Below are 24373 nucleotides of genomic sequence, written 5' to 3'. Positions count from 1 at the left end.
GCGAGGGGCTGATGGTGAAGCGGGTGGGTGCCGACCGTTGGTCGGCACACCGGTTTGCGCCGCTCGCTGCATAAGGCACATCGTCCGCCGGGCATGACCCGGCGGCATTGCCCAGGCAAAGGCCGAAACAGGTGACCTCCAGGCCGCGTTGAACCTCGAAAGGGTCCACCCGATCACAGGCCATCGACGAAGTGGGCTGAAAGTACAACTTGTCTCATGGCACTACCGCTGGCGCCACGCTATCTCTGTTAGCACTCCGAGCAGAGGGCCTGTCATGCACCAACACCGACATGCGTTTCGCATGGCATCGGGTATAGCAATCACCGCATGCGCCACATTCCCGACCACTGCGTCGGCTGGCGATCTGGTTGAACACTGGATGGAGACCTCCCAGGAAGAGATCCTCGCCTACTGGACGAACGAAAGACTGGCTGCTGTGCCCGACAAGGGAGACGCTCCCATCAAGCCGCCGGGGCAGGATCCTCTGCAGACCGACGGTGACCCGTGGCGGGGCACAGGACCACACCCTGTGGGTGTCGGGCGGCTTTTCCTGACACGCCCGGATGGCAAGGACGCTTCGTGCACCGCCACCGTGGTCGACAGCCTTGGTGGCGACATCCTGGTGACAGCGTGGCATTGCCTTGCGCAGCTGGACGAGCAAGGTGCGGTCCACTGGAGCCACCACCTTCTCTTCGCACCATATTTCGAGAATGGCACTGCCCCGCTGGGAAGGTACCCAATACGGCGGATCGTCGCACCGCAGGCCTCGATTTCCGGCGCACTCGACACCAGTTTCCTGCAGACCCACACCGGTGCATCCGGCGAAGGACCGGCGCGCCACGCTGGCAGCCAGGCCATCCGCTTCGATGAGCGACCCGCAGCCGGTCCCCGCGTTACGTTCGGCTACCCCGTTTCAGCCAATGGCATCGGCCTCATCCCCCCGACGCCCTGGTACGAATTCGGAAATCCCGAATACACCGGCCAGCAACTGGCCTATTGCGCCACTGCACGCGTTGAACTTTCGGCGTGTCGACCCTTCGGTTCGGAGAAAATTCTTCAGTGGGGCCTTGCCTGCGTGCAGGGCCCGGGCTCCAGCGGAGGACCGGTACTGGAAGACTTCGATTTCGACAGCGGCCATGGAGTCGTCGTGGGGGTAAACAGCATGGGCGTGGTCAACGACGGCCGCGCCCACCTGTGTTCGGCCGAGACCGAGGCACTGGCTGAGCGTGCCTACCGGTACATCCAGCAGCAGACCCCCTGAAGCTTCAAGGTTCTCCATTCAAGCCTGCATCGCGATTCCAAAGGAGAGAAGAAAAAAGGCCGGCATTTGCCGGCCTTTTCCTTCACCACACCGGGGCGTGGATCATTCCGATTCCCACCACATCCAGAAGCTGTCCCACAGGCGCTTGAAGAAGCCGGCCTGCTCGACGGCAGCCACGGCCACCAGCGGTGCCTCGGCGATGACCTTGCCATCCAGGGTGACCTTCACGGTGCCGATCTGCTGGCCAGCGGTGAACGGTGCTTCCAGGGTCTTGGGCACGTCGATGCTCGGCTTCAGGTCGTTGTAGCGGCCGCGCGGCACGCTGACCAGCATCGGCTGGGCCACGCCCAGCTGCACCTTGTCGGTGGTGCCCTTCCAGACCTTGTGCTCGGCCACGGCCTTGCCCGGCTCGTACAGGCGATGGGTCTCGAAGAAGCGGAAGCCCCAGTTCAGCAGGGCCAGGCTGTCATCGGCACGCTGCTTCTCAGACGCACCACCCAGCACCACCGCGATCAGGCGCTGGTCGCCACGCTGGGCCGAGCTCATCAGGCAGTAGCCCGCCTCGGAGGTGTGGCCGGTCTTGATGCCGTCCACGCTGCCATCGCGCCACAGCAGCAGGTTGCGGTTCGGCTGCTTGATGTTGCCGACCTGGAATTCCTTGATCTTGTTGTACGCGTAGGTTTCCGGGTAATCGCGCACCATCGCGCGGCCCAGCAGTGCCAGGTCGTACGCGGTGCTGTGGTGGCCCTGCGCGGTCAGGCCGTGCGCGTTGACGAAGTGCGAGTCCTTCATGCCGATCTTGGCGGCGTAGCTGTTCATCAGCGAGGCAAAGGCTTCTTCGCTGCCGGCCACGTGTTCGGCCAGGGCGATCGCGGCGTCATTGCCGGACTGGATCGCCATGCCCTTTTCCATGTCTTCCAGGCGTGCAGTCTGGTTGACAGGGAAGCCGCTGTAGCTGCCGTCGGTACCGGCGCCACCTTCGCGCCAGGCGCGCTCGCTCATCATCACCTGGTCATCTGCACGGACCTTGCCGTTCTTGACCTCGGCGGCGATCACGTAGGACGTCATCACCTTGGTGATGCTGGCCGGGGCCAGCTGCTCGTGGACGTTTTCACCGGCCAGCACCTGGCCGGTGGCGTAATCCATCAGCACCCAGGCCTTGGACACGCTCGGCGCCGGGGCCGGCGGAGTGGCGACGGTGGCCGGGGCGGCAGCGGCAGCGGCGGGCGCCGGCGTGGCCGGAGTCGGCAGCGGCGTCTGGGCGGAAGCCAGGCCCACCACCAGGGTGGCGGCCAGGGCGGTGGCGGCGGAACGGAAATTCATTGGACAGCAGGCTCCAGGGGACGGCCGGGAATGGAGGGTGGAACGTAACGGCCATTGTAAGGCCGGGGGAGCATGGGCCGGCAGCACCGGCCCGGGCGGATCAATCCTTGACGATCTGCGGCGAACCCAGGCCAAGACCGGCGATGCGACCGACAAGTTCCGCAGCACTGGCATGGTCGCTGGCAGGAACGCGCAGGCGGAACAGGGTACGGCCACCGGCGGCGATGTCGCTGATGGTCGCGCCCACGATGCCGGCGGCACTGAGCTGGCCCATCGCGCGGTTGGCGTTGTCGCGGTTGGAGAAGCTGGCGACCTGCACCATCACCGCGCCGACCACCTGCTGCGACAGGCTGGGTGCGGCCGGGGTGGCACGCACCGGTGCCGGTACCACCGCGCGCGGGGCAGCACTGGCCACCACGGCCGATGCCGGTGCCGTACTGCGCACCGGCGGCGCGCTCGGCGGCAGGCTGCTGACCGCCACGTCCGGCACGGTGCTGGCCACGCCCTGGGTGGTGGCCGGCTGGCCACGCGCCGGGGCGCCATCGGTGGGCAGGCGGTTGACCAGGCGATCGATGTCGCTGTCGGTGGAAGCACGCGGAGCCGGCACCGGGCGCGCACTGGCCACGGCGGCGGCGGCTTCAGCAGCGCGACGCTCGCGACGCGACGGCTTCTGCGCCATCAGGTTGCTCTCACCCGGCTGCAGCGCGCGCACCTCGACGTTGCCGGTACCGCGCTGGGTGATGCCCAGCCGCACAGCGGCGGCGTAGCTGAGATCGACCACGCGGCCATCATGGAACGGGCCACGATCATTGACGCGCACGATCACCGACTCGCCGTTGTCCAGATTGGTCACGCGGGCGAAGCTGGGCAGCGGCAGCGTCTTGTGCGCGGCGGTGAACTGGTACATGTCGTAGACCTCGCGGTTGGAGGTCAGGCGGCCATGGAACTTGGCGCCGTAGTACGACGCGGTGCCGCGCTCGACGTAGTTGCGGGTGTCGTCAAGCACGTTGTACGACTTGCCCAGCACCACGTAGGGCGACTTGTTGCCGATCGCCGAACGTTCCTCAGCGGTCACTTCCGGCTCGGGAATGCAGGCCACGTTGGGAATGTAGGTGGGCGTGCTGTCCTTCACCCCGGGCTTGTACAGGCCACCGGCAGTGTAGTTGCCGCGGGTGCTCAGGTCTTCCTTGGCTGCCGCATAGGGCGAACCTTCCGGGCAGTGCGCCGGTCGCGAACCGCGGCCCTGCACCAGCGTGCCGCTGGACTTGCCACCATGACCGGCCGTGGCCGGCTTCTTCGGCGCGCTGCTGCAGGCCGCCAGCGCGAGGACGATCAAGCTCGGGACCAGCCATCTGATGTTCATGCCGGGGGCAGCTCCTGTCCGGCGATGGCCTGGGACAGCTGGAACACGGCCATCGCGTACATCTTCGAGAGGTTGTAGCGGGTGATCGCGTAGTAGTTCTGGAAGCCCAGCCAGTACTGCTTGCCGGTGCTGCCTTCAAGCGTGATCGGAGTGGCGGTGGCGCCCGGCTGCACCGGCGCGCTGGGCTGGTAGCCACGCTGCGCCAGGTCGGCCAGCGACCAGGTGGGCATCCACTCGGTCGGGTTGAACTCATCGCGGCCCGGCGCCAGCGTAGCCGGCACGGCCACCTGGCCGCCACGCACCCAGCCGCCCTTTTTGACGAAGTAGTTGGCGATCGACGAGAACACGTCGTCGTAGCTGTTGAACAGGTCGCGACGGCCATCGCCGTTGCCGTCCACCGCGTAATCAAGGTAACTGGACGGCATGAACTGGCCCATGCCCATCGCACCGGCATAGCTGCCCTTGAGCGTGGTGATGTCGAGCTTTTCTTCGCGCCCCAGTTCGAACAGCTTGGCCAGCTCATCGCGGAAGAACAGCTCGCGGCGCACTTCGCGTTCCAGCTTGGCCGGATCGCCGCTGCGCGGGTAATAGAAGGCCAGCGTGTACAGCGCATCGAGCACACGATGGCTGCCGGCGTTCTTGCCGTAGCTGGTTTCCACGCCGATGATCGCCACGATCACTTCGGCCGGCACGCCGGTGCGCTGCTGCACGCGATCCAGTTCAGCGCGGTGTTCGGCCAGGAACGCGCGGCCACCATCAATGCGTGCCTTGCTGATGAACATCGGCCGGTATTCGTTCCACGGCTTGACCCGCTCGGCCGGGCGCGACATCGCGGCGATGATCGCCTGGCGCACCTGCGCCTGGTCCAGCACGCTGCTGATCTGCTCCGGCTTCAGGCCATAACGCTTGGCGGTATCGGCAATGAAGCGCGCCCGCGCGGTCTCGAACGGCACCGGGGTGAGATCGACCGGCGGCGCGGTGGCTGCGGTAGCTTCAGGTGCTGCCTCGGCCGGGCCATGGGCCTTGGTGGCGGGCTGGCGCGGCGTACTGCTGGCCTGGGGCGAAGACGGTGGGGACTTCGGCTGGGTCGCGCAGGCGACCAGGCCGAGGGTGAGCATGCAGGCCAGAGTGCGTCGAATCATCGTCGCAGGTTAGCAGGTCATGGATGAATTAAAACCCCTAACACCATGAATCACAACGATTTGCCCGCGTTCAGCGGGAAATGTGAAGACGTCGTGATCGTGCTTCCCCATTCAGAGAGAGGTGGCCGGTTGCGTCCCCATCCCCGCAGACGCAACCGGCGACCGGATCCGGTCGATACCTGCGCGGCTGCCGCTCCCCAGTGGCAGTACCCCGCGCTCCTTGTATCCGTTGGATCAGTACTGCTCCCGCCCGACGCCCCCCTCGCGCTGCAACGATTGACGGCGCGCCGTGCCGAACGGGCCGCCATTGTGCAGGCCGATTACGACAAGTCCATTGATCAGGATCAACGCGGCGTAAAAGTGTGAACTCCTTAACAATTTTTCTGGACTTTGGTCGGTGGGCGGGCGTCCGCGCGTTGTTGTGAGAACGCTTCCACAACAGGCGTTGCGCAGAGTCAGGAAGGTTTCATCCAACGGCGCAGCCCCTCGTGGGTGGCCGCGCAAAGCAGTTCATGGGTGGGGCCGGGTAGATGGGCTGCGCAGGGGGCGCTGCAAGTACGTCCATGTAAGCTCGGTCGCCGCTTGCTCGTGTGCGCTGTCCTGCGCACACGGCAAGACCCGGGTTGGGCGTCCTGCCCAACCCGCCCGAGGCATGCCTCGGGCCCATGCGGCTCACGCCCCTGCGCAGCCCATCTACCCGGCCACGGACAGGCTCCCGTGCGCGTCCACCCACGGAAAAGAAGAGAAGATCAAAAGCAAAAGCAGCCTGGCAGGCCGCTATTTGTAGAGCCGAGCCCATGCTCGGCTTCGCGGACCCGGCGGAAAGGAGCCGAGCGTGGGCTCGGCTCTACACGAGCAAGCGCAGCGCTGCGATCGGCTGTTGATTTTCTCTTTCTTCTCCGTGGGTGGCAGACCGCCAAAATCTGTCTGAGGCCGGTCGGGTTGGGTACGCGGGGGTGTCAGCCGCATGGATGCGGCTGCCAAGCCTCCAGGGACGGATTCACGGCGTCCCCCGCGTACCCAACCCGACCGGCCCACCCGCGGCTTCTGCTTTCCGAGACCCCCCAGACACCACCCACGAGGGGCTGCGCCGTTGGCTGGAAACCCTATCCCCCGTGCACGGGCCGGTGCCCGCGCACCGCCATCACCAGCCCGATACCCGCCAGCAGCGACACCGCCGAGGTACCGCCATAACTGATCAACGGCATCGGAATGCCCACCACCGGCAGCAGGCCGGAGATCATCCCGCCGTTCACCAGTACGTACACGAAGAACGCCAAGCCCAGGCTGCCGGCCAGCAACCGTGCGTGCGTGTCGCGGGCGTGCACCGCGATCCACAGGCAGCGGCCGACCACGACCAGGTACAGCGCGAACACGGTGGCCACGCCGATCCAGCCGAACTCTTCGGCCAGCACCGAGAACGCAAAGTCCGTGGTGTACTCGGGCAGGAAATCCAGCGTGGCCTGCGTGCCCTGCCCCCAGCCGCGGCCGTCCCAACCACCGGAGCCGATCGCGATGCGCGACTGCAGGATGTTCCAACCGGTGCCGAGCGGATCCGCCGCAGGGTCGAGGAAGGTCAGTACGCGATCCTTCTGGTACTGCCGCAACAGGCCGAACCAGGCCAGCGGCGCAGCCACCGCCAGACCCGTCGCACCGGTCGCCACCCAGCCCCAGTGCAACCCGGCCAACAGCAGTGCGAACACGCCGCTGGCGGTGACCAGCGTGGCGGTACCGAGGTTGGGCTGCATCAGGATCAACACGGCGGGTACGCCGATCAACACTGCGGCCGTCAGCACCGTGCGTGGCGAGGGCGGCAACGGCTGCCGGTGCAGGTACCAGGCCATCATCAGCGGCAGGCTGAGCTTGAGCAGCTCGGACGGCTGCAGGTAGAACACGCCGAGATTGAGCCAGCGTTGCCCGTACTTGCCGGTACCGATCACATACACCGCCATCAGCGGCAGCATCGACAGCGCGTAGATCGCAGGGGTCCACGCGCGCAGTCGCAGCAGCGAAACGCGCGACAGCAGCCACATCGCGGCCAGGCCACCGGCAAAACGCGCCGCCTGCCCGGCCACCGGGCCGGACACGCTTTGCAGCACCGCCAGGCCAGCCGCCATCAGGATCAACAGCGCGACGAGCAACGGCAGATCAATCGTGCGCACTGCCTCACGGCAGCCGCCAAGCAGTCGTTTCCATTCCACGCGGGCACGGTAGCAATGCGTGCTTGCGTGAAGCTGTCATGGCCGATCCGTGCTTATGTAGCGCCGAGTCATTCGCGGCTCGGGACCCGTGCGCATTGCACGGAGGGCAGCCGAGCATGGCTCGGCTCTACAAAGAGCAGGAGCAGGAAGCGCGGCGGCTAGCCGTAGCCGCCGTGCACCGGGTTGTGGCTGCGCACCGCCATCACCAGTCCGAAGCCGGCCAGCAGCGATACGGCCGAAGTGCCGCCGTAGCTGATCAGCGGCATCGGCACGCCCACCACCGGCAACAAGCCGGAAATCATCCCGCCGTTCACCAGTACGTAGACGAAGAACGCCAGGCCGGTGGCACCGGCCAGCAGGCGCGAATACGAATCGCGCGACTGGCTGGCGATCCACAGGCAACGCCCGATCACCACCAGGTACAGGGTCAGCACCAGGGCCACACCCATCCAGCCAAATTCCTCGCTCAGCACCGAGAACGCGAAGTCAGTGGTCTGCTCGGGAATGAAGTTCAGGTGCGACTGCGAGCCTTCGCCCCAGCCTTTGCCATCGAAGCCGCCGGAGCCAATCGCGATCTTCGACTGGATGATGTTCCAGCCGGCCCCCAGTGCATCCATCTCCGGGTCCAGGAACATCATGATGCGGTCCTTCTGGTATGGCCGCAGCAGCCAGAACCAGGCCACCGGCGCAACCGCGGCCACGCCGCCCACGCCCAGGCCGACCCACCACCACGGCAGGCCCGCCAGCAGCAGCACGAACACGCCGCTGGCGGCGATCAGCACGCCGGTACCGAAGTCCGGCTGCAGCATCACCAGGCCGGTCGGCACCCCGATGATGATCAAGGCCACCAGCACGGTGTTGAAGCGCGGCGGCAGCGGCATCTTGTGCAGGTACCAGGCCACCATCATCGGCAGGCTGACCTTCAGCAGCTCGGCCGGCTGCAGGTAGAAGAACTTCAGGTCCAGCCACTGCCGGCCGTACTTGCCGGTGCCGAGCACGAATACCGCCAGCAGCGGAATCATCGAGATCGCATAGATCATCGGCGTGGCCGAGCGGATGCGCAGGATCGGCACCCGCGAGATACCCCACAGCGCGGCCATGCCCACCGCGAAACGCGCGCCCTGGGCCATCACCAGGCCGTCGCCACCGGCACTCTTCAACGTGGCCAGGCCAATCACCATCAGCGCGCCCAGGGCCAGGCACAGCACCCAGTCCAGCGTGCTGAAGAAGCGGCGCAGCATGTCGCCGGCCCAGCGCAGGAACACTTTCATCGTGCGGGCTCCGCAACTGTCGCGCGTGGCGTGGCTGGCAGTGCAGCCGCGGCCGGCGTACCGGGCTGCGGCGCAGGGGCCGGTTCGGGCGTGGGTGCCCCCACCTGCACCGGGTGTTCGCCCAGCTGCGCGGCCGCCAGATCACCGGCCTTGCGTGCGCCGGCGTCTTCGTTGTCGAACGCGGTGGCGCCGATGGCGGTGGTGCCACGCTCGCTGTCCAGCGGCTGCATGCCTTCGGGCATCTTGCCCAGCAGGTAGGCGTCGAACACCTTGCGTGCGATAGGCGCAGCGGCCGAACCGCCGTAACCGCCACCTTCCACTGCCACCGCGATCGCGATCACCGGGTTTTCGACCGGCGCGAAGCCGACGAACAGCGCGCGGTGGCGCAGGTGCATCGGCAGGCTCTTCGGGTTCACCGCGGCGGTGCCCTTGCGGCTGATGACCTGCGCGGTACCAGTCTTGCCAGCCATCACGTACGGCGCACCGACCGCCACGCGCCAGCCGCTGCCGCCGGGCCGCATGGTCGCCATCATGCCCTCGCGCACCGCCTGCACGTTGTTGGGGTTGGGGCTGACCGGCTTGCTCGCGCCGGGCGGCGTCGCCGTCCAGTCGCTGTCGAAACCGTCGCGTTGCTGGATCACCAGGTGCGGGGTGCGCAGCTGGCCGTCGGCCAGGCCGCTGACCCCGCGCGCCAGCTGCAGCGGGGTGACCTTCCAGTCGCCCTGGCCGATGCTGATGTTGACCGTATCACCGGGGTACCAGGCTTCCTTGCGGCTCTTCCGCTTGTAGGCCGGCGACGGCAGGATGCCACCGATCTCGCCGGTGAGGTCGATGCCGGTCGGCTGGCCGAAGCCGTAGTACTCCATGTAATGGTCGAAGCGCTCGATGCCCAGGTCCAGCGCCAGCTTGTAGTAGTAGGTGTTGACCGACTCGGCGATGGACTTGCGCAGGTCGGTCCAGCCGTGGCCGCCACGATGCGCATCACCCCAGCCACGGCTGGTGCCGGGCAGGTAGAACATGCCGGTGGACAGCACCTTGTCTTCCGGGCGGCGCACGCCCGAGTCCAGGCCGGCCAGGCCGATCAGCGGCTTCAGCGTGGAACCGGGGGCAACGCCACCGAGCACCAGGCGGTTGAACTGCGGCCGCGACGGGTTCTCGTTCAGCGCCTTGAAGTCGGCATGGGAAATGCCGTTGACGAACAGGTTGGGGTCGTAGGACGGCAGGCTGACCATCGCCAGCACCTCGCCGGTACGCGGGTCCATCGCCACCGCCGAGCCTTCCTGGTCACCGAACGCGGCCACCATGGCGCGCTGCAGGTCGGCGTCGATCGACAGCCGAAGGTCGGCGCCGGACTGCGCGGCCACCCGGCCGATGGTGCGGATCGCACGGCCCTGCACGTTGGTCTCGACCTGCTCGTAGCCGACCTTGCCGCGCAGCTGCTGCTCGTAATAGCGCTCCAGGCCGGACTTGCCGATGTGGGTCAGCGCGGCATTGCCCTCGCCGAGGATCTCCAGATCCTTGTCGTCGACACGGCCGACGTAGCCGATGATGTGCGCGAACAGGTCGCCGTACGGGTAGCGCCGGGTCAGGTAAGGCTCCAGCTCGACGCCGGGGAAGCGCCAGCGGTCGACGGCGAAGCGCGCCATCTCCTCGTCGCTCATGCGCAGCTTCAGCGTGACCGGCAGGAACTTGCGGCGCGCCTTGCGCGACTTGTTGAACGCTTCCAGCTCTTCCGGGCTGATGTTGATGATCTTCGCCAACCCTTGCAGGGTGGCGTCCATGTCCTTGACCTTGTCCGGGGTCACGTCCAGGCGGAACGCTGGCACGTTCTCGGCCAGCAGGCGACCGTTGCGGTCGTAGATCATGCCGCGCCCGGGCACTACCGGCCGCGGCTTGATGCGGTTGGCCTCAGAGCGCGTGGCGTAGACGTCGTGGTCCAGCACCTGCAGCTTGAAGTACCAGCCCCCCAGGCCCAGCAGGCACACCAGCACGCCCAGGAAACCCAGCGCCGCACGGCGGCGGAACTGTTCGGCTTCGGCGTGCGGATTCTTGACCTGGCGGCGCGGGATCATGGCTCAGCGCCCGCGCTTGCCGAAGCGCACCGCGTCCAGCAGCACGAACACCAGCGGCCACAGGCCCATGCCCAGCAGCGGGGCCCACCAGTACGACCACGGCAGGGTCGGCTCGCCCACCAGGATGTGGACCAGCGCGCTGACGATGCGATCGTTGAACAGCAGGCCACCGATGGCCAGCATCTGCTGCGACATCGGGAAGAAGCGGATGCGGGCGCGGAAACGCTGCAGGATGAAGGCCAGCATCACCAGCCGCAGTGCCTGTTCACCGAGCACGCCGCCGTACAGCAGGTCGGCCACCACGCCGCTGGCGAAGGCGATGCCCAGGCCGACGCGCTCGGGCGTCTCGATCACCCAGTACGCCAGCACCAGCGCCAGCCAATACGGGCGCAGCGGCTGCAGCAGCGCCGGCAGCGGCAGCAGGCCCAGCAGCAGGGCCACCACCACGCTGGCCGGCAGCACCCACGGGTTGTCGCGCAGGCGGCTCATCGCTGGGTCTCCGGCGTGGTCGGTTGCCGGCCAGCGGCCGGCACTACCGTGGATCCGGCTGGGGCAGAGCCCCCCTCTTGTTGAGGGGGGCGCGCCGAAGGCGCGGGGGTAAGGGAGGATGCGGGGGCAACCGTCCTCGTCTGCGACGAGGGCTGTTGCTGGCCAGCGGCCGGCACTACCGGAGCGCTGGCCGGAGCCGGCGTCGTCGGAGCCGGCGCGGTGACGCCGGTAGCCGGGCCACCCGGGGCGGTCTCTTCCAGCTGCAGGCGCAACTCCGGCGGAATGCGGATCGCTGCACCCGGGCGCAGCAGCAGCACATCGCGGCCGCGGTCGAGCTGGGCGGCAGGCTTCAGTTCACCGACCAGAAAGGCATGGGTGTCATCCGGGCGCAGGCCGGTGATGGTGCCGACCGGGAAGCCGGCCGGGAAGCGGCCACCGAGGCCGGAGGTGACAATCTCATCACCCACTTCCACGCCGGCGCTGAGCGGGATGTCGCGCAGCTCCAGCGTGTCGCCGCGCCCGTAGACGATCAGGCGTACGCCGTTGCGGGCCACGGTGACCGGCACCGCGTGGTCGGGGTCGGTGAGCAGCAGCACGGTGGAGGTACCGCCGGTGACGCTGATCACCTGCCCCATCAAGCCGCCCGCGTCGATCACCGCCTGGCCGACATGCACGCCTTCCCGGCTGCCGGCGTCGAGCACCAGGCGCTGCTTCACCGGATCCAGGTCGATATCCAGGATCGGCGCCAGCTGCACGTCCAGGCCACTGCGCTCGGCCACGTTCAGCAGTTCGCGCAGCTGGGCGTTGTCCAGCGCAGCGGTCTGCAGACGGGTCAGGCGCGCGTTGGCCAGCAGCAGCTGGTTGCGCAGCTCACGGTTCTCGGTGACCAGCTGGGTATGGCTGGCCGCGGAATCCTTGACCTGGTTGCCGAGCTTGCCGGGCAGGCCGGCCAGCGCCCACACAGGCTGCACCAGGCTGTTGGCCTGCTCGCGCAGGCGCGCCAGCCAGCCGGCCTGGTCGTCAAGGACGATCAGGGTGATGGCCAATGCGAGGTAGGCCAGCAACCGCAGGGGGCTGGCGGCATCACCGGATCGGGAGGCAACGGGAGGACCGGCGTAGGGCGGCACGGCAACGATTCAACTGGCAGAAGGCGGAAGGGAAACACGCGGACGCCCCGCCGGTGCCGGCCCGCCATCGCGGCGGGCCGCACCCCGGAAGGGCGCGGCGGGCAGGAACGGCCGGGACGGCTTATTCCGGCGCAAAGAACTCGTTGCCGTGCATGTCCACCAGCTCCAGCGCACGACCACCACCGCGGGCCACGCAGGTCAGCGGATCGTCGGCCACCTGCACGTGCAGGCCGGTTTCCTCGGAGATCAGGCGGTCCAGGTCGCGCAGCAGGGCGCCGCCACCGGTCAGCACGATGCCGCGCTCGGCAACGTCGGCACACAGTTCCGGCGGGGTCTGCTCCAGCGCCAGCTTGACCGCGCTGACGATGCCCGACAGCGGTTCGTGCAGGGCTTCGAGCACCTCGTTGGAGCTGATCTTGATCATCTTCGGCACGCCCTCGGCGAGGTTGCGGCCGGAGATCTCCAGCTCCTGCACCTCGGCCTGCGGGTAGGCACAGCCCAGCTCGACCTTGATGCGCTCGGCGGTGGCTTCACCGATCAGCATGCCGTGGTTGCGGCGCACGTAGTTGGTGATGGATTCGTCGAAGCGGTCGCCGCCGATGCGGACCGAGGCCGAATAGACGATGCCGTTGAGCGAGATCACCGCCACTTCGGTGGTGCCGCCACCGATGTCGATGACCATCGAGCCACGGGCTTCGGTGACCGGCATGCCGGCGCCGATCGCGGCAGCCATCGGCTCTTCGATCAGGTACACGTCACGGGCACCGGCTTCCTCGGCCGATTCCTTGATCGCGCGGCGCTCGACCTGGGTCGAACCGGCCGGCACGCACACCAGCACGCGCGGGCTCGGGCGCAGCACGCGCGACTTGTGCACCTTCTTGATGAAGTGCTTGAGCATCGCCTCTGTGTAGGTGAAGTCGGCGATGACGCCGTCCTTCATCGGGCGGATGGTGGTGATGTGGCCCGGGGTACGGCCGAGCATCTGCTTGGCCTCGGCGCCAACGGCTGCCACCGAGCGGGTGCCACCGATGGCACGGTCCTGGCGCACGGCCACGACCGACGGCTCGTTCAGCACGATCCCCTGCCCGCGCACGTAGATGAGGGTGTTGGCCGTGCCCAGGTCGATGGACAGGTCGTTGGAGAACATGCCACGGAGTTTCTTGAACATCTGAGGAAGGAGTCCTGAGGGGTGTCGTGCCCGCCGCGGGATGGCGAAAAAATGGGCAGAAATCGAGGCCGACAAGCCTAGCAACCCGCCTGCCGCCGAGCAAGGAAAAAACTAGCTGAACCCGCGTCTTCACAGGCTTTCGGCCTGATCGGGCATCACCCGGTTCTGGCCCTGAGCGGCACCAGCGGGTAACCTTTGCGCCGTCGGGCGCCCAAGGGCGCCGTTTGCTTGCCCGCCGAACCGGGCCGGCCCATCCCAAAATTCACCGCATAGGCTTACATCGATGTCCGCTCTGATCTGTGGTTCTCTTGCCTTCGACACCATCATGGTGTTCCCGGACCAGTTCAAGAATCACATCCTGCCGGACAAGGTGCACATCCTGAACGTGTCGTTCCTGGTCCCGCGCATGCGCCGCGAGTTCGGCGGCTGCGCCGGCAACATCGCCTACAACCTGCACCTGCTGGGCGGCCAGCCGATCCCGATGGGCACCGTGGGTTCGGACTTCGGCCCGTACCGCGAATACTTCGAAGGCCTGGGCATCGACCTGTCGCGCGTGCGCGTGATCGACGAGCTGTTCACCCCGCAGGCGTTCATCACCACCGACCACGACAACAACCAGATCACCGCCTTCCACCCGGGCGCGATGATGCGTTCCTACGAGAACCACGTGCGTGGCGTGCCGGGCGTGACCCTGGGCCTGGTCGGCCCTGACGGCCGCGAGGGCATGATCCAGAACGCGCAGGAATTCCACGAAGACGGCATTCCGTTCATCTTCGATCCGGGCCAGGCCATGCCGCTGTTCAACGGCCCGGAACTTCGCGCCTTCATCGAGCAGGCCGACTATGTGGTGGTCAACGACTACGAGTCGAACCTGCTGCAGGAGCGCACCGGTTGGGACGAACAGGAAATCGTCAGCCGGGTGAAGGCCTACATCACCACCCGTGGCCCGAAGGGCGCGGTCATCCACACCCCGGAAAAGAGCTACGACATCCCGCCGGCACACGAGCGCCGCGTGGTCGACCCGACCGGCTGTGGCGACGCCTTCCGCGCCGGCCTGATCTACGGCATCCAGAAGGGCTACGACTGGCTGACCATCGGCCGCATGGGCAACCTGATGGGCGCACTGAAGGTCGAGCACCCGGGCACCCAGAACCAGCGCTTTACCTTTGATGAGTTCAACGAGCAGTTCAAGCAGCAGTTCGGTTACGCGCTGAGCGCGTAACCGAACTGCCCGCGCATTCCACCTTATCCCCGCGCCTTCGGCGCGCCCCCTTGAACAACCAGGGGGCTTTCCACCCGACGCGCTGCTGGGAATGCTGTTGGCAGGTGTCGACCTTGGTCGACACGCTGTTTGATTCCTGTAGAGCCGAGCCATGCTCGGCTTGCGCGCGCCAGCGCGATCTGACCGGACAGCAGCCGAGCGTGGGCTCGGCTCTACATCATCAGGCGCCCTGCCAGGCAGCCAGCAAGGCGCGGCAATCGGCGAAATGCCAATCGGCGCGGCCCGGCCACGGGTTCTCCGGCAGGTTGACCAGCACGGTATGCGTGCCGGCCGCGCGGCCACACTCCAGGTCGTAGGCGTGGTCACCGACCATCACCGCCTCGGCGGGCCCGATGCCCCAACGCTGCAAGTGCTGCTGCAGGCCCTCCGGTGAGGGCTTGGGCACCGCTTCATCGCGGCCGATGATGTCGGCATCGCCGAACAGCTCACCGATCCCGATCGCCTCCAGCGTCAGCTTCGCCAGCGCGTGGTCGTTGCGGGTCAGGATGCCCAGCCGGCAGCCCGCAGCCGCCAGCGTACGCAGCAGCTTCACCGCACCCGGCGCCGGCAGCGCGTCCTCGGCCAGCGCGCGCTCGTGATCCAGCAACCACTCACGCTTGGCCTGCGCCGATGCATCCGGCAACGCCGCGATATGGTCGAGGATGTCTTCCTCCGCGGCGATCTGCAGCGTACGGCGGATCGCCGCGAAGTCATGCACAGCCACGGTCAGCGTGCCATCCATGTCAAACACCCAGTGCCGGATCGCGGACAACGCCTGCACGGCACTGCCCGCCACCGCCATCACTGCCACCACTGCGGCATGCGGCTGGCGTCGACGCCCCCGGTCTCGAACACGGCCGTACGCGTGCCGCCAGCCTTGACCGGGAACTCGATGCTGATCGACTTGCCCTTGCGCGCCAGCTTCCAGAGCGCCTTCTGGTCGGTGATGAACATCGCGATGGCTTCATCGGTCTTCGGGCGCCATGCCGCCATCGACACCGGCTTGCCGTCGTCCACGGTCACTTTCACCGAGCATTGCGGGCAGCGGAAGTCACCGGCCTGCAGCACTAGGTAAGCATGCCGCTTCCACTCCGGGTGATCGCGGAACACCAGCTGCACCGGCTTGGCACCACTGCCGTCCACATCCACCCGTTCCTTGCTGTAGATCGACGCCGAGACCTGGTTGCCCTTGCTGGCGACCGGAATCTGGTTGTACTGCCACAGCCCCTGCATGCGGCGCAGGTCGCGCGCAGCGTCACCCTTGGCCTTTACGTCATCGAAACCGGCGGCGATGCGCTCGGCGGCGGCGGTGTCCTTGTACTGGTCCAGCAGCGAGGCGCCATGCAGGCGCGCGCGCTCCCAGTCCTGCGCGGCCACGGCCATGTCGTACTGCTTGGCCACGTCCTCGGCCTTGGCCTCCTTCTGCGCCTGCACGGCCGCCGCGGCGGCTTCCTGCGCCTTGCGCTCTTCTTCGGGATTGCTGCAGGCAGCCAGGGCCAGGATGCAGGCGGTGAGCAGGATCAGTCGTTTCATGGCGGAGGTCCTTTGCGGGTGCATCCCGATTCTATCGGCAGCGAAAAGCGGATACACCAACGGCGGGTTTCCCCGCCGTTGGTGGTGAAGCAATGACCGGTTGCCGGCCAGCGGCCGTCACGACCGCTTACTTGGCTTCCGCCTTGGCCAGCATGTCCTGCACCGAGGCCGTGGTGATCGGGTGGTAGCCCGGCTTGGCCTTTTCGAAGGCCTGCTTGGCCAGCTCCAGACCCTTCGGGGTCTTCACCAGTTCGGCGTAGATCGGCATGATCAGCTTGCGACGGCCGACGCGCTCGATGAATGCAGCCGCGCCTTCATTGGCCTGCTCGTAGCCGCTGCGGATCGCCAGCGGGTACCAGCGCATGGCGATCTCGCCATTCGGGGTGCCGGTGAAGTGGAAGGCCTTGTCCAGCGTGGCCAGCTTGTCCAGCGGCTGGGTGGCGCCCAGGCCGTCGATGAAACGCACCCATTCCTGCGTGCTCCAGTCGGCGATGACCTGGCTGCTCGGCACGGTGCCGGCGCTGGCAAACGCGATGCGCGCGGTGTCGACGCTGCTGAAGTTGCGCGACTGCGCCTTGGTGGCGAAGGCCGGAATGCCCGGCTCGTCCAGCCACGCCTTCAGCTCGGCCTCGGTCACTGCCGACGGATTCTTCGGCAGCAGGTTCTTCTTCATGTAGTCGACGAACTGGTCGGTGTTCGCGCTCTGGAAGGCATGGTCATCGAACCAGCCGCGCAGGAACGGGTCGAAGGTCTCCCGGCCGAAGCGCTGTTCCAGGAACTCCAGGAACCACGAACCCTTGACGTAGGCGACCTGGCTGAGGGCTTCGTCGGGGTCACGCTCGTTCAGCGGCGGCAGCGCCAGCGCCTGGTCGGCCGGGCTCATGTCCTTCACTTCGGCCAGCAGGTCGGTCTGGTCGATCTGCTTTTCCATCTCGGCCATCTCCTTGCCGTACAGGGCTTCGGTGATGCGGCCCTGGACGTAGGTGGTGAAGCCTTCATTGAGCCAGATATCCTTCCAGCTGGCGTTGGTCACCAGGTTGCCCGACCAGCTGTGCGCCAGTTCGTGGGCGACCAGCGAGACCAGCGACTTGTCGCCGACGATCACGGTCGGGGTGGCGAAGGTCAGGCGCGGGTTTTCCATGCCGCCGAACGGGAACGACGGCGGCAGCACCAGCATGTCGTAGCGGCCCCAGCGGTACTCGCCGTACAGCTTCTCGGCGGCGCCGATCATCTTTTCGGTGTCTTCGAATTCCTTGGCGGCCTTGTTGACCATGGTCGGCTCGGCCCAGACGCCGGAGCGGCCGGAGATCGGCTCGAACACCAGGTCACCGGCGGCGATGGCCAGCAGGTAAGACGGGATCGGCTGCGGCATCTTGAAGGTGTAATCACCGTCACGCGCGGCCTTCGGATCGTTGTCGGCGCTCATCAGCACCATCACGTCCGGGCGCGAGACCACGTGCGCACTGTAGGTGAAACGCACGCTCGGGGTGTCCTGCAGCGGCACCCACGAACGGGCGTGGATGGCCTGCGACTGGCTGAACATGAAGGGCAGCTTCTTGCCCTCGGTCATCGACGGTGCCAGCCACTGCAGGCCTGAGGCGGTCGGGGCGGTGTGGTAGGTCACTTCGATCTTGGCCGGCTGTTCCGGCGCTTCGATGGTCAGCTTGCTGCCGAACACCTTGTCAGCGGCGGCCAGCTCGAACTTCAGCGGGCTGCGCGCGCCATCGGCGGCAACGGCCTCGATCTTGGACACGGTCAGCTCGCGGGTGTCGAGCACCAGCTGCTTGGCGTCCTTCTGCTTCCATTCCAGGGTGTAGGTGGCGGTGCCGCCGATCTGCTTCTGGTCGAAGTCCAGCTTCAGATCCAGCGCGATGTCCTTGATGGCGACCTTGTCCGGCTCGGCGTACGAGCTTTCGTCGTGGCTGCGGTTCTCGGCGTTCACGGGGGCGGCGGGGGCCTTTTCGGCAGTCGGTGCGGCGGCGGGCGCGGCCGCCTCCTGGGAGCAGCCGGCGGCCAGGGCCACGGCCAGCGGAAGGAGCATCAGCGGATTACGCATGAATCGGGACCGTTACGGGGATCAAACCCCAATGGTACCTCCCTCCGGCCCCGCAGGCGTTGCGCGGTGCGGGGTAATGACGGCGGGAGCGCAGGCGCCGCGCCTTGATGGGTGCCAACCTTGGTTGGCACGGATCCATCAACGCTCGCGGCAGCTTCTGTGCCGACCAAGGTCGGCACCCACCAGAGCAGATGCCGGCAGCAGCTGTGCCAACCAAGGTTGGCACCTACCAGAGCAGATACCGGGGTTTCCCCCGTCCAGGGCTTACAGCTTGTAGCCGGAGTGGATCGAGACGATGCCGCCGGTCAGGTTCTTGTAGTGGCAGCGCTCGAAACCGGCCTGCCCCATCATCGCCTTCAGCTCTTCCTGCGGCGGGTGCTTGCGGATGCTCTCGGCCAGGTACTGGTAGCTGTCCGAATCGTTGGCGAACAGCTTGCCCAGCTTCGGCAGGATCCTGAACGAGTGGAAGTCGTAGATCGGCTTGAACCAGTCAGCGGTGACTTCGGAGAACTCCAGCACGCGGGCCTGGCCGCCCACCTTCAGTACGCGGTACATCTCGCGCAGGCCGGCGTCCTTGTCGGTCACGTTGCGCAGGCCGAAGGCGATCGTCACCAGGTCGAAGCTGTTGTCCGGGAACGGCAGGGCTTCAGCGTTGCACTGCACGTAGTCCAGGCCGAGCACCAGGCCACGGTTGGTCAGGCGGTCACGGCCGACCGACAGCATGCCGGCGTTGATGTCGCCCAGCACCACCGAGCCCTCGGCGCCAACGCGCTCCTTCAGCAGGGCGGCGATGTCGCCGGTGCCGCCGGCCAGGTCGAGCACGCGGTCACCCGGCTTCACCTGCGCGGTGGCCACGTAGTAACGCTTCCACGCCCGGTGCACGCCCAGGCTCATCAGGTCGTTCATCAGGTCGTAGTTGCGCGCGACCGAGGTGAACACCTGGCCGACCAGCTTCTGCTTGTCCTTGGCGGCGACGTCGCGGAACCCGAAATGGGTGGTACCGGCTTTGTAGGGGGATTCGCTCATGGCCCCGATTATCGCACCGCCGGGGGCCAGCGGCACCCCCTGCCCGTATCATGGCGTGCCACGACTTACCGGAGCCCCGCATGATCACCACGCCCGACTACCAGGCCCTGCTGAAGACCGCCATTGCCGAAGCCCGCCAGGGCCTGGCCGAGGGCGGCGTGCCGATCGGCGCGGCGCTGTACCACAACGACGGCCGCCTGCTCGGCTGCGGCCACAACCGCCGCGTGCAGGAAGGCGACCCGTCCGTGCACGGCGAGACCGACGCGTTTCGCAAGGCCGGCCGCCAGCGCCGTTACCAGGACACCATCATGGTCACCACCCTGGCACCGTGCTGGTACTGCTCGGGCCTGGTGCGCCAGTTCAACATCGGCACCGTGGTGGTGGGCGAATCGCGCACCTTCCAGGGCGGCATCGACTGGTTGCGGGAAAACGGCGTCAACGTGATCGACCTGGACAGCCAGGAATGCGTGGACCTGCTGGGCGGCTTCATTGCGCAGCACCCGGAGATCTGGAATGAAGACATCGGTGAATGATCACCACGCAGTGGCCTGTTGAATCCGTTTAATGAACGCTTCAGTGCCGGCACGCCCTAGTGCCGGCAGCGTTTGCGGCCATTGCCGTGAACCCGTGCACAGTCAGCTGCGCAACGCGCACACGCTGCGATAACACCCTGCCCGGCTGCCGCGCCTAGGGTGGGGGTTACCGGGACTTTCTTTCCCCGGCGGAGCCAGCCATGTGCGCGCACGCCGTACGACCTGCACCAGACTCGATCCTCGACCCGATCCGCGAACGCCTGCAGCGGCAATATGCACTGCACCGGCGCGGCGCCCTGTTCTGGACCGCTTACCAGCGCATGCAACTGGAGCTGGTCCGTCGCCATCCGCACGACCACCAGCGCCTGTGCAACGCGATGGCCACCCTGGCCGAAGATCTCGGTGCCGTCGAGCATGCGCAGTTGATCGGACATGCCAACGCCAGCTCCACATCGCGCTGACGCGGCATGCACCGCCATATACGCCACACTCCGATGAACCCCCACTCCCTTTCCACTCAACCGAACTGGATTGTCATGCACGCTGAAGTCCCCACCATTCCTCCGGTCATCAACGTAGACGCCGAGCTTGACCACTGGCGCCGCCAACATGCCGAAGGCGCACTGCCGCACAACTCGTTCGGCTCGTACGTGCCGTGGATCAAGTTTGCCTGCGATTCGCTGATCACCCAGCCGCGCGCCAGCGAGGCCGAACGTGACGAGATGTTCCAGACCCAGTACGCCCTGCAGATCATGCCGCGACTGAGTGAAGCCCAGGCCCGCGAGTTCGTCGACCGTTGCTGGCAGCACGTCTACCAGAGCAGTCCCGTGCGCAGCCTGCAGGCACCGCGGCTGCAGCGCATGCGCGCCTGACCGCCGCTGCACGGCGCCTGCACGGGCCACTGCCGATCATCCTCGTCACCTGAGTGGGACGACGACGATGAAAGTACGAAATCTGTTCAATACGATCGCCAAGAAGGCCGCGGCCGCCACCGGCTCGCCGTGGACCTTCCTGGCTGCAGTAGCGATCGTGGTGATCTGGGGCATCAGTGGCCCGGTGTTCGGTTTCAACGACACCTGGCAGCTGGTGATCAACACCGGCACCACCATCATCACCTTCCTGATGGTGTTCCTGATCCAGCACACGCAGAACGCAGATACGGCCGCAATGCAGATCAAGCTGGACGAGCTGATCCGGGCGACGGCCGAGGCCAACAACGAACTGTTGGATCTGGAAGAACTGGACGAGGAGCGGCTGGAGGAGATCCGCGCCGAATACGAGCGCATGGCCCGCGAGGCCGGTGACGCGCTGCTGCGCGTGCGTGCCTGCCGCGCGGCTCCGCGCGATGATGAAGCGGTGTAGCGCGACGCTGCATGGCATGGTAATTCCCGATCAGGCCATCTATCCACGCTTGAACGCGCGCTGCACTACCACGAAGAAGAGCGGTACGAAGAGCAGGCCCAGGCTGGTGCCCGCGACCATTCCGCCGAGCACCCCGATACCAATGGCCTGCTTGGCGCCTGAACCCGCCCCCGAGGACACGGCCAGCGGAATCACTCCCATGCCAAAAGCCAGCGAGGTCATGACGATCGGGCGCAAGCGGTCGCGCACGGCGTGCATGATCGCGTTGATCAGGCCTGCCCCGTGCTCCATGTGCTCCTTGGCAAACTCAATGATCAGGATCGCGTTCTTGCTGGTCAGGCCCACCGTGGTCAGCATCGCCACCTGGAAGTAGATGTCGCGTTCCAGGCCATTGACGGTATTGGCCAGCACCGCACCAAGGATGCCCAACGGAGCCGCCAGCAGCACTGCAACCGGTACGATCCAGCTCTCATACATGGCCGCCAGGCAGAGAAACACCATCAACAATGAAAGAACGTAGAGCAGCGGCAACTGGGAGCGGGAATCCCGCTCTTGGCTGGCCGCACCCGTCCATTCAATGCTGAAGCCCGGGGGAAGCAGTGCGACGAGACGCTCGATCTCCCTCATCGCTTCGCCTGACGACGTACCGGGCGCAGGCTGGCCATGGATTTCCATGGCCGCCGTGCCGTTGAAGCGCTCCAAGCGCGGTGACGACTGGATCCAGTGGGTACTGCCCAGCGTATCGAAGGGCACCATGCGGGCCTGGTCATTGCGGACCGCCCACTGGCTGAAATCCTGCGGAAGCCCGCGGCTGGACGCATCGGCCTGCATGATGATCCGCTTGACCCGCCCCCTGTCCAGGAAGTCGGCGACATAGCGGCCGCCCCAACCAGCCCCCAGTTCGTTCCCGATCCGCTCGGCGGTGAGGCCATGCGCCCTGGCCTTCGCATCATCGATGCGCACCTGCAGAGCAGCCACATCCTCCATGCCGTTGGCGCGCATCTGCTGAAGCAATGGGCTCTGTGACGCAGCGGCAAGAAGCGTATCGCGCGCCTGGGCCAGGTGCGAATGTCCCTGCCCGGCATCATCCTTGAGGAAGAAGCCGAACCCGGATGCATTGCCCAGCGCGGGAATCGGGGGCGGCGCCAGCACGTGGAAATCGGCCATTCCCTGCGTTGCCAGGGCCCGGGTTGCGCGCAGTGCGATGGCTTCAGCATTGTCGGCTGAGCCGCGTCGCGCCCAGTCCTTCAGCCGGATGAAGGCAAGGCCCGCATTCTGGCCCATCCCCGAGTAGCTGTAGCCGGCGACCGTGAACATCGCCTCGGCCATGGGATCGCTCTCCAGGAAGTAGTGCTCGACCGCCTGCAATGCATGCGTGGTCTGTTGCAGTGTCGATCCCGCCACTCCGTTCACCAGCACTACCAGCGTTCCTTGATCTTCATTGGGCAGGAATGCGCTGGGCAGGCGCACGAACAGCACGCCCATCAGCACGAACAGCGCCGCAACCATGCCCATGAAGCGCCACGGACGGTGGATGATGCCGCGCACGCCACGCTGGTAGCTTTCGCTGGTGCGGTCGAAACCGCGGTTGAAGCCGTTGAAGAAGCGACCGGCCAGGCCGCGATGGGCAACATGGTGCTCGCCCTTCTTCAGCGGCTTGAGCATGGTCGCGCACAGCGCCGGGGTCAGCACGATCGCGACCAGCACCGACAATGCCATCGCCGAGACGATCGTGGCCGAGAACTGGCGGTAGATCACGCCGGTGGAACCGCTCATGAAGGCCATCGGCACGAACACCGCCGACAGCACCAGGCCGATGCCCACCAGCGCGCCAGTGATCTGGCCCATCGACTTGCGGGTAGCCTCGAGCGGAGACAGCCCTTCCTCGGACATGATGCGTTCGACGTTCTCCACCACCACGATGGCATCGTCCACCAGCAGGCCGATCGCCAGCACCATCGCGAACATGGTCAGCATGTTCACCGAGAAGCCCAGCATGGCCAGCACGCCGAAGGTACCCAGCAGCACCACCGGCACGGCGATGGCCGGGATCAGGGTGGCGCGGAAGTTCTGCAGGAACAGGTACATCACCACGAACACCAGCACGATCGCTTCGATCAGGGTCTGCACCACGCCCTTGATCGACATGCGTACGAACGGTGTGGCGTCATACGGTACTACCACCTCCACGCCTGCAGGCAAGGACGCAGACAGGCCTTCCAGCGCTTGATCCACCGCTGCACGGGTCTGCAGCGCATTGGCGCCCGGCGCGAGCGTGATGCCGACGCCAGCGGCAGGCCGACCATTCAGGCGATTGCTGAACTCATAGCTTTCAGCTCCCAGTTCCACCCGTGCCACATCGCGCAGACGCAGTTCGCTGCCATCGGTGCTCGCACGGATGACAATGCCGCCCACGTCCTCTGCCGTGCGTGCCGAAGGCTCACCTTCGATATAGGCCGAGATCGGTTGTCCATCCACAGCCGGCCCCCCTCCAAGCTCGCCAAACGCAGGCTGGAGGGTCCGGCCACGCACTGCCTGGGCGATATCTTCGGCACTGACGGCATACGCCTGCAGTTTCGCTGGATCCAACCAGATGCGCAGAGCGTACTTGCCGGCGAATTCGCGCACATGTCCCACCCCAGGTACGCGGCTCAGCGTGTCCACCACCGATGATCCGACGAAATCGGCGACATCGGCGGCATCCAGGGCACCATCGGTTGATACGAATGCCACGATCTGCAGGAAGCCACTGCTGGCCTTGGCGGCGCTCACCCCGCGCATGCGGACCTGTTCGGGCAATGCCGGCATGGCCTGCTGTACGCGGTTCTGGACCTGCACCAGGGCCGCATCCAAGTCCGTGCCTGTGTGGAACACGAGAGTGACGTTGGAGTAGCCCGCATAGGAGTAGCTCTGCGAGGTGAAGTACTGCAGGCCATCAATGCCAACCAGCTTCGTCTCGATGATCTGGGTCACCGTTTCCTCGATGGTGCGCGCGGAAGCCCCGGGATGGATGGCGGTCAACGTAATCGTGGGAGGCGCAACGTCGGGGTACATCTCCACCGGCAGCTTGAACAGGGCCAGGCCGCCGGCGAGCATGATGATGATGGCGATGACCCATGCAAAGATGGGTCGATCGATGAAAAAGCGTGCCATGGGGTTCTCCGCTTACTTCGCGCCGCCGGCCG

General features: G+C 66.5%; 20 protein-coding genes. 6 read left to right on the top strand and 14 right to left on the bottom strand.

Annotated features, from left to right (window positions below):
• The first annotated feature begins 379 nt into the window (after window positions 1-379).
• Window positions 380-1261 carry a hypothetical protein gene (locus V3B41_RS20030; protein WP_049432837.1) on the top strand — a complete coding sequence of 294 codons (882 nt, stop codon included), beginning with the start codon at window positions 380-382 and terminating at the stop codon, window positions 1259-1261.
• A 102-nt stretch (window positions 1262-1363) separates the two neighbouring features.
• Here the strand turns inward: V3B41_RS20030 and V3B41_RS20025 are convergent, their stop codons facing one another.
• The 9 genes from V3B41_RS20025 to V3B41_RS19985 form a co-directional block, all read right to left on the bottom strand.
• Window positions 1364-2584 (bottom strand): D-alanyl-D-alanine carboxypeptidase family protein, encoded by a 1221-nt coding sequence (locus V3B41_RS20025; protein WP_049447834.1) that lies wholly within the window; start codon window positions 2582-2584, stop codon window positions 1364-1366.
• 100 nt (window positions 2585-2684) lie between these two features.
• Window positions 2685-3947 carry a septal ring lytic transglycosylase RlpA family protein gene (locus V3B41_RS20020; RefSeq protein WP_049432842.1) on the bottom strand — a complete coding sequence of 421 codons (1263 nt, stop codon included), beginning with the start codon at window positions 3945-3947 and terminating at the stop codon, window positions 2685-2687.
• Window positions 3944-5089 carry a lytic murein transglycosylase B gene (gene mltB / locus V3B41_RS20015; protein ID WP_049432845.1) on the bottom strand — a complete coding sequence of 382 codons (1146 nt, stop codon included), beginning with the start codon at window positions 5087-5089 and terminating at the stop codon, window positions 3944-3946. The genes V3B41_RS20020 and mltB overlap by 4 nt, the downstream gene beginning before the upstream one ends.
• 1106 nt (window positions 5090-6195) lie before the next feature.
• Window positions 6196-7290 (bottom strand): rod shape-determining protein RodA, encoded by a 1095-nt coding sequence (gene rodA / locus V3B41_RS20010; protein ID WP_329861811.1) that lies wholly within the window; start codon window positions 7288-7290, stop codon window positions 6196-6198.
• 158 nt (window positions 7291-7448) lie between these two features.
• Window positions 7449-8561, bottom strand: coding sequence for a rod shape-determining protein RodA (gene rodA / locus V3B41_RS20005; protein WP_005411073.1), 1113 nt, complete (start codon window positions 8559-8561; stop codon window positions 7449-7451).
• Complete coding sequence (mrdA, locus tag V3B41_RS20000; protein WP_197632634.1) at window positions 8558-10633, bottom strand: penicillin-binding protein 2; 2076 nt, start codon at window positions 10631-10633, stop codon at window positions 8558-8560. The genes rodA (V3B41_RS20005) and mrdA overlap by 4 nt, the downstream gene beginning before the upstream one ends.
• Window positions 10634-10636: 3 nt before the next feature.
• A complete protein-coding gene (mreD, locus tag V3B41_RS19995; RefSeq protein ID WP_049431823.1) occupies window positions 10637-11122 on the bottom strand; it encodes a rod shape-determining protein MreD in 486 nt (161 codons plus the stop codon).
• A complete protein-coding gene (gene mreC, locus V3B41_RS19990) occupies window positions 11119-12249 on the bottom strand; it encodes a rod shape-determining protein MreC (protein WP_049431821.1) in 1131 nt (376 codons plus the stop codon). Before mreC ends, mreD begins: the two co-directional genes overlap by 4 nt.
• 121 nt (window positions 12250-12370) lie before the next feature.
• Window positions 12371-13417 carry a rod shape-determining protein gene (locus V3B41_RS19985; protein WP_005411077.1) on the bottom strand — a complete coding sequence of 349 codons (1047 nt, stop codon included), beginning with the start codon at window positions 13415-13417 and terminating at the stop codon, window positions 12371-12373.
• A 283-nt stretch (window positions 13418-13700) separates the two neighbouring features.
• Here V3B41_RS19985 and V3B41_RS19980 point away from each other — a divergent pair, with 283 nt between their 5' ends.
• Window positions 13701-14639 (top strand): carbohydrate kinase family protein, encoded by a 939-nt coding sequence (locus V3B41_RS19980; protein ID WP_049431820.1) that lies wholly within the window; start codon window positions 13701-13703, stop codon window positions 14637-14639.
• Window positions 14640-14859: 220 nt separating this feature from the next.
• Here the strand turns inward: V3B41_RS19980 and V3B41_RS19975 are convergent, their stop codons facing one another.
• The 4 genes from V3B41_RS19975 to ubiE all read right to left on the bottom strand — a co-directional run bounded on the left by V3B41_RS19975 (window position 14860) and on the right by ubiE (window position 19293).
• Entirely contained in the window at window positions 14860-15480 is a 621-nt protein-coding gene (locus V3B41_RS19975; RefSeq protein WP_329861812.1) for an HAD family hydrolase, read from the bottom strand.
• Window positions 15480-16211 (bottom strand): hypothetical protein, encoded by a 732-nt coding sequence (locus V3B41_RS19970; RefSeq protein WP_295548902.1) that lies wholly within the window; start codon window positions 16209-16211, stop codon window positions 15480-15482. The genes V3B41_RS19975 and V3B41_RS19970 overlap by 1 nt, the downstream gene beginning before the upstream one ends.
• A 127-nt stretch (window positions 16212-16338) precedes the next feature.
• Window positions 16339-18267, bottom strand: coding sequence for a M1 family metallopeptidase (locus V3B41_RS19965; RefSeq protein ID WP_329861810.1), 1929 nt, complete (start codon window positions 18265-18267; stop codon window positions 16339-16341).
• Window positions 18268-18531: 264 nt separating this feature from the next.
• A complete protein-coding gene (gene ubiE / locus V3B41_RS19960; RefSeq protein WP_008267586.1) occupies window positions 18532-19293 on the bottom strand; it encodes a bifunctional demethylmenaquinone methyltransferase/2-methoxy-6-polyprenyl-1,4-benzoquinol methylase UbiE in 762 nt (253 codons plus the stop codon).
• Between the two features lie 80 nt (window positions 19294-19373).
• Here ubiE and V3B41_RS19955 point away from each other — a divergent pair, with 80 nt between their 5' ends.
• The 4 genes from V3B41_RS19955 (at window position 19374) to V3B41_RS19940 (ending at window position 21188) form a co-directional block, all read left to right on the top strand.
• Entirely contained in the window at window positions 19374-19826 is a 453-nt protein-coding gene (locus V3B41_RS19955) for a nucleoside deaminase (protein ID WP_049431809.1), read from the top strand.
• Window positions 19827-20026: 200 nt separating this feature from the next.
• Window positions 20027-20287, top strand: a complete 261-nt coding sequence (locus tag V3B41_RS19950) for a hypothetical protein (RefSeq protein ID WP_049431806.1) — start codon at window positions 20027-20029, stop codon at window positions 20285-20287.
• A gap of 75 nt (window positions 20288-20362) precedes the next feature.
• On the top strand, window positions 20363-20698 hold the full coding sequence (locus V3B41_RS19945; RefSeq protein ID WP_005411085.1) for a hypothetical protein: 336 nt from the start codon (window positions 20363-20365) through the stop codon (window positions 20696-20698).
• 67 nt (window positions 20699-20765) lie between these two features.
• Window positions 20766-21188: a low affinity iron permease family protein gene (locus tag V3B41_RS19940; protein WP_049431804.1), complete on the top strand. Its 423-nt coding sequence runs from the start codon at window positions 20766-20768 to the stop codon at window positions 21186-21188.
• Window positions 21189-21227: 39 nt separating this feature from the next.
• Here V3B41_RS19940 and V3B41_RS19935 read toward each other — a convergent pair whose 3' ends face one another.
• Window positions 21228-24341, bottom strand: a complete 3114-nt coding sequence (locus tag V3B41_RS19935) for an efflux RND transporter permease subunit (protein WP_329861809.1) — start codon at window positions 24339-24341, stop codon at window positions 21228-21230.
• Window positions 24342-24373 lie beyond the last annotated feature (32 nt).

The organism is Stenotrophomonas sp. SMYL89 (assembly GCF_036319985.1).
GTDB lineage: Bacteria > Pseudomonadota > Gammaproteobacteria > Xanthomonadales > Xanthomonadaceae > Stenotrophomonas > Stenotrophomonas maltophilia_Q.
The sequence above is the reverse complement of the archived record's forward strand: the minus strand, read 5'-3'. Positions and strand labels throughout refer to the sequence as shown.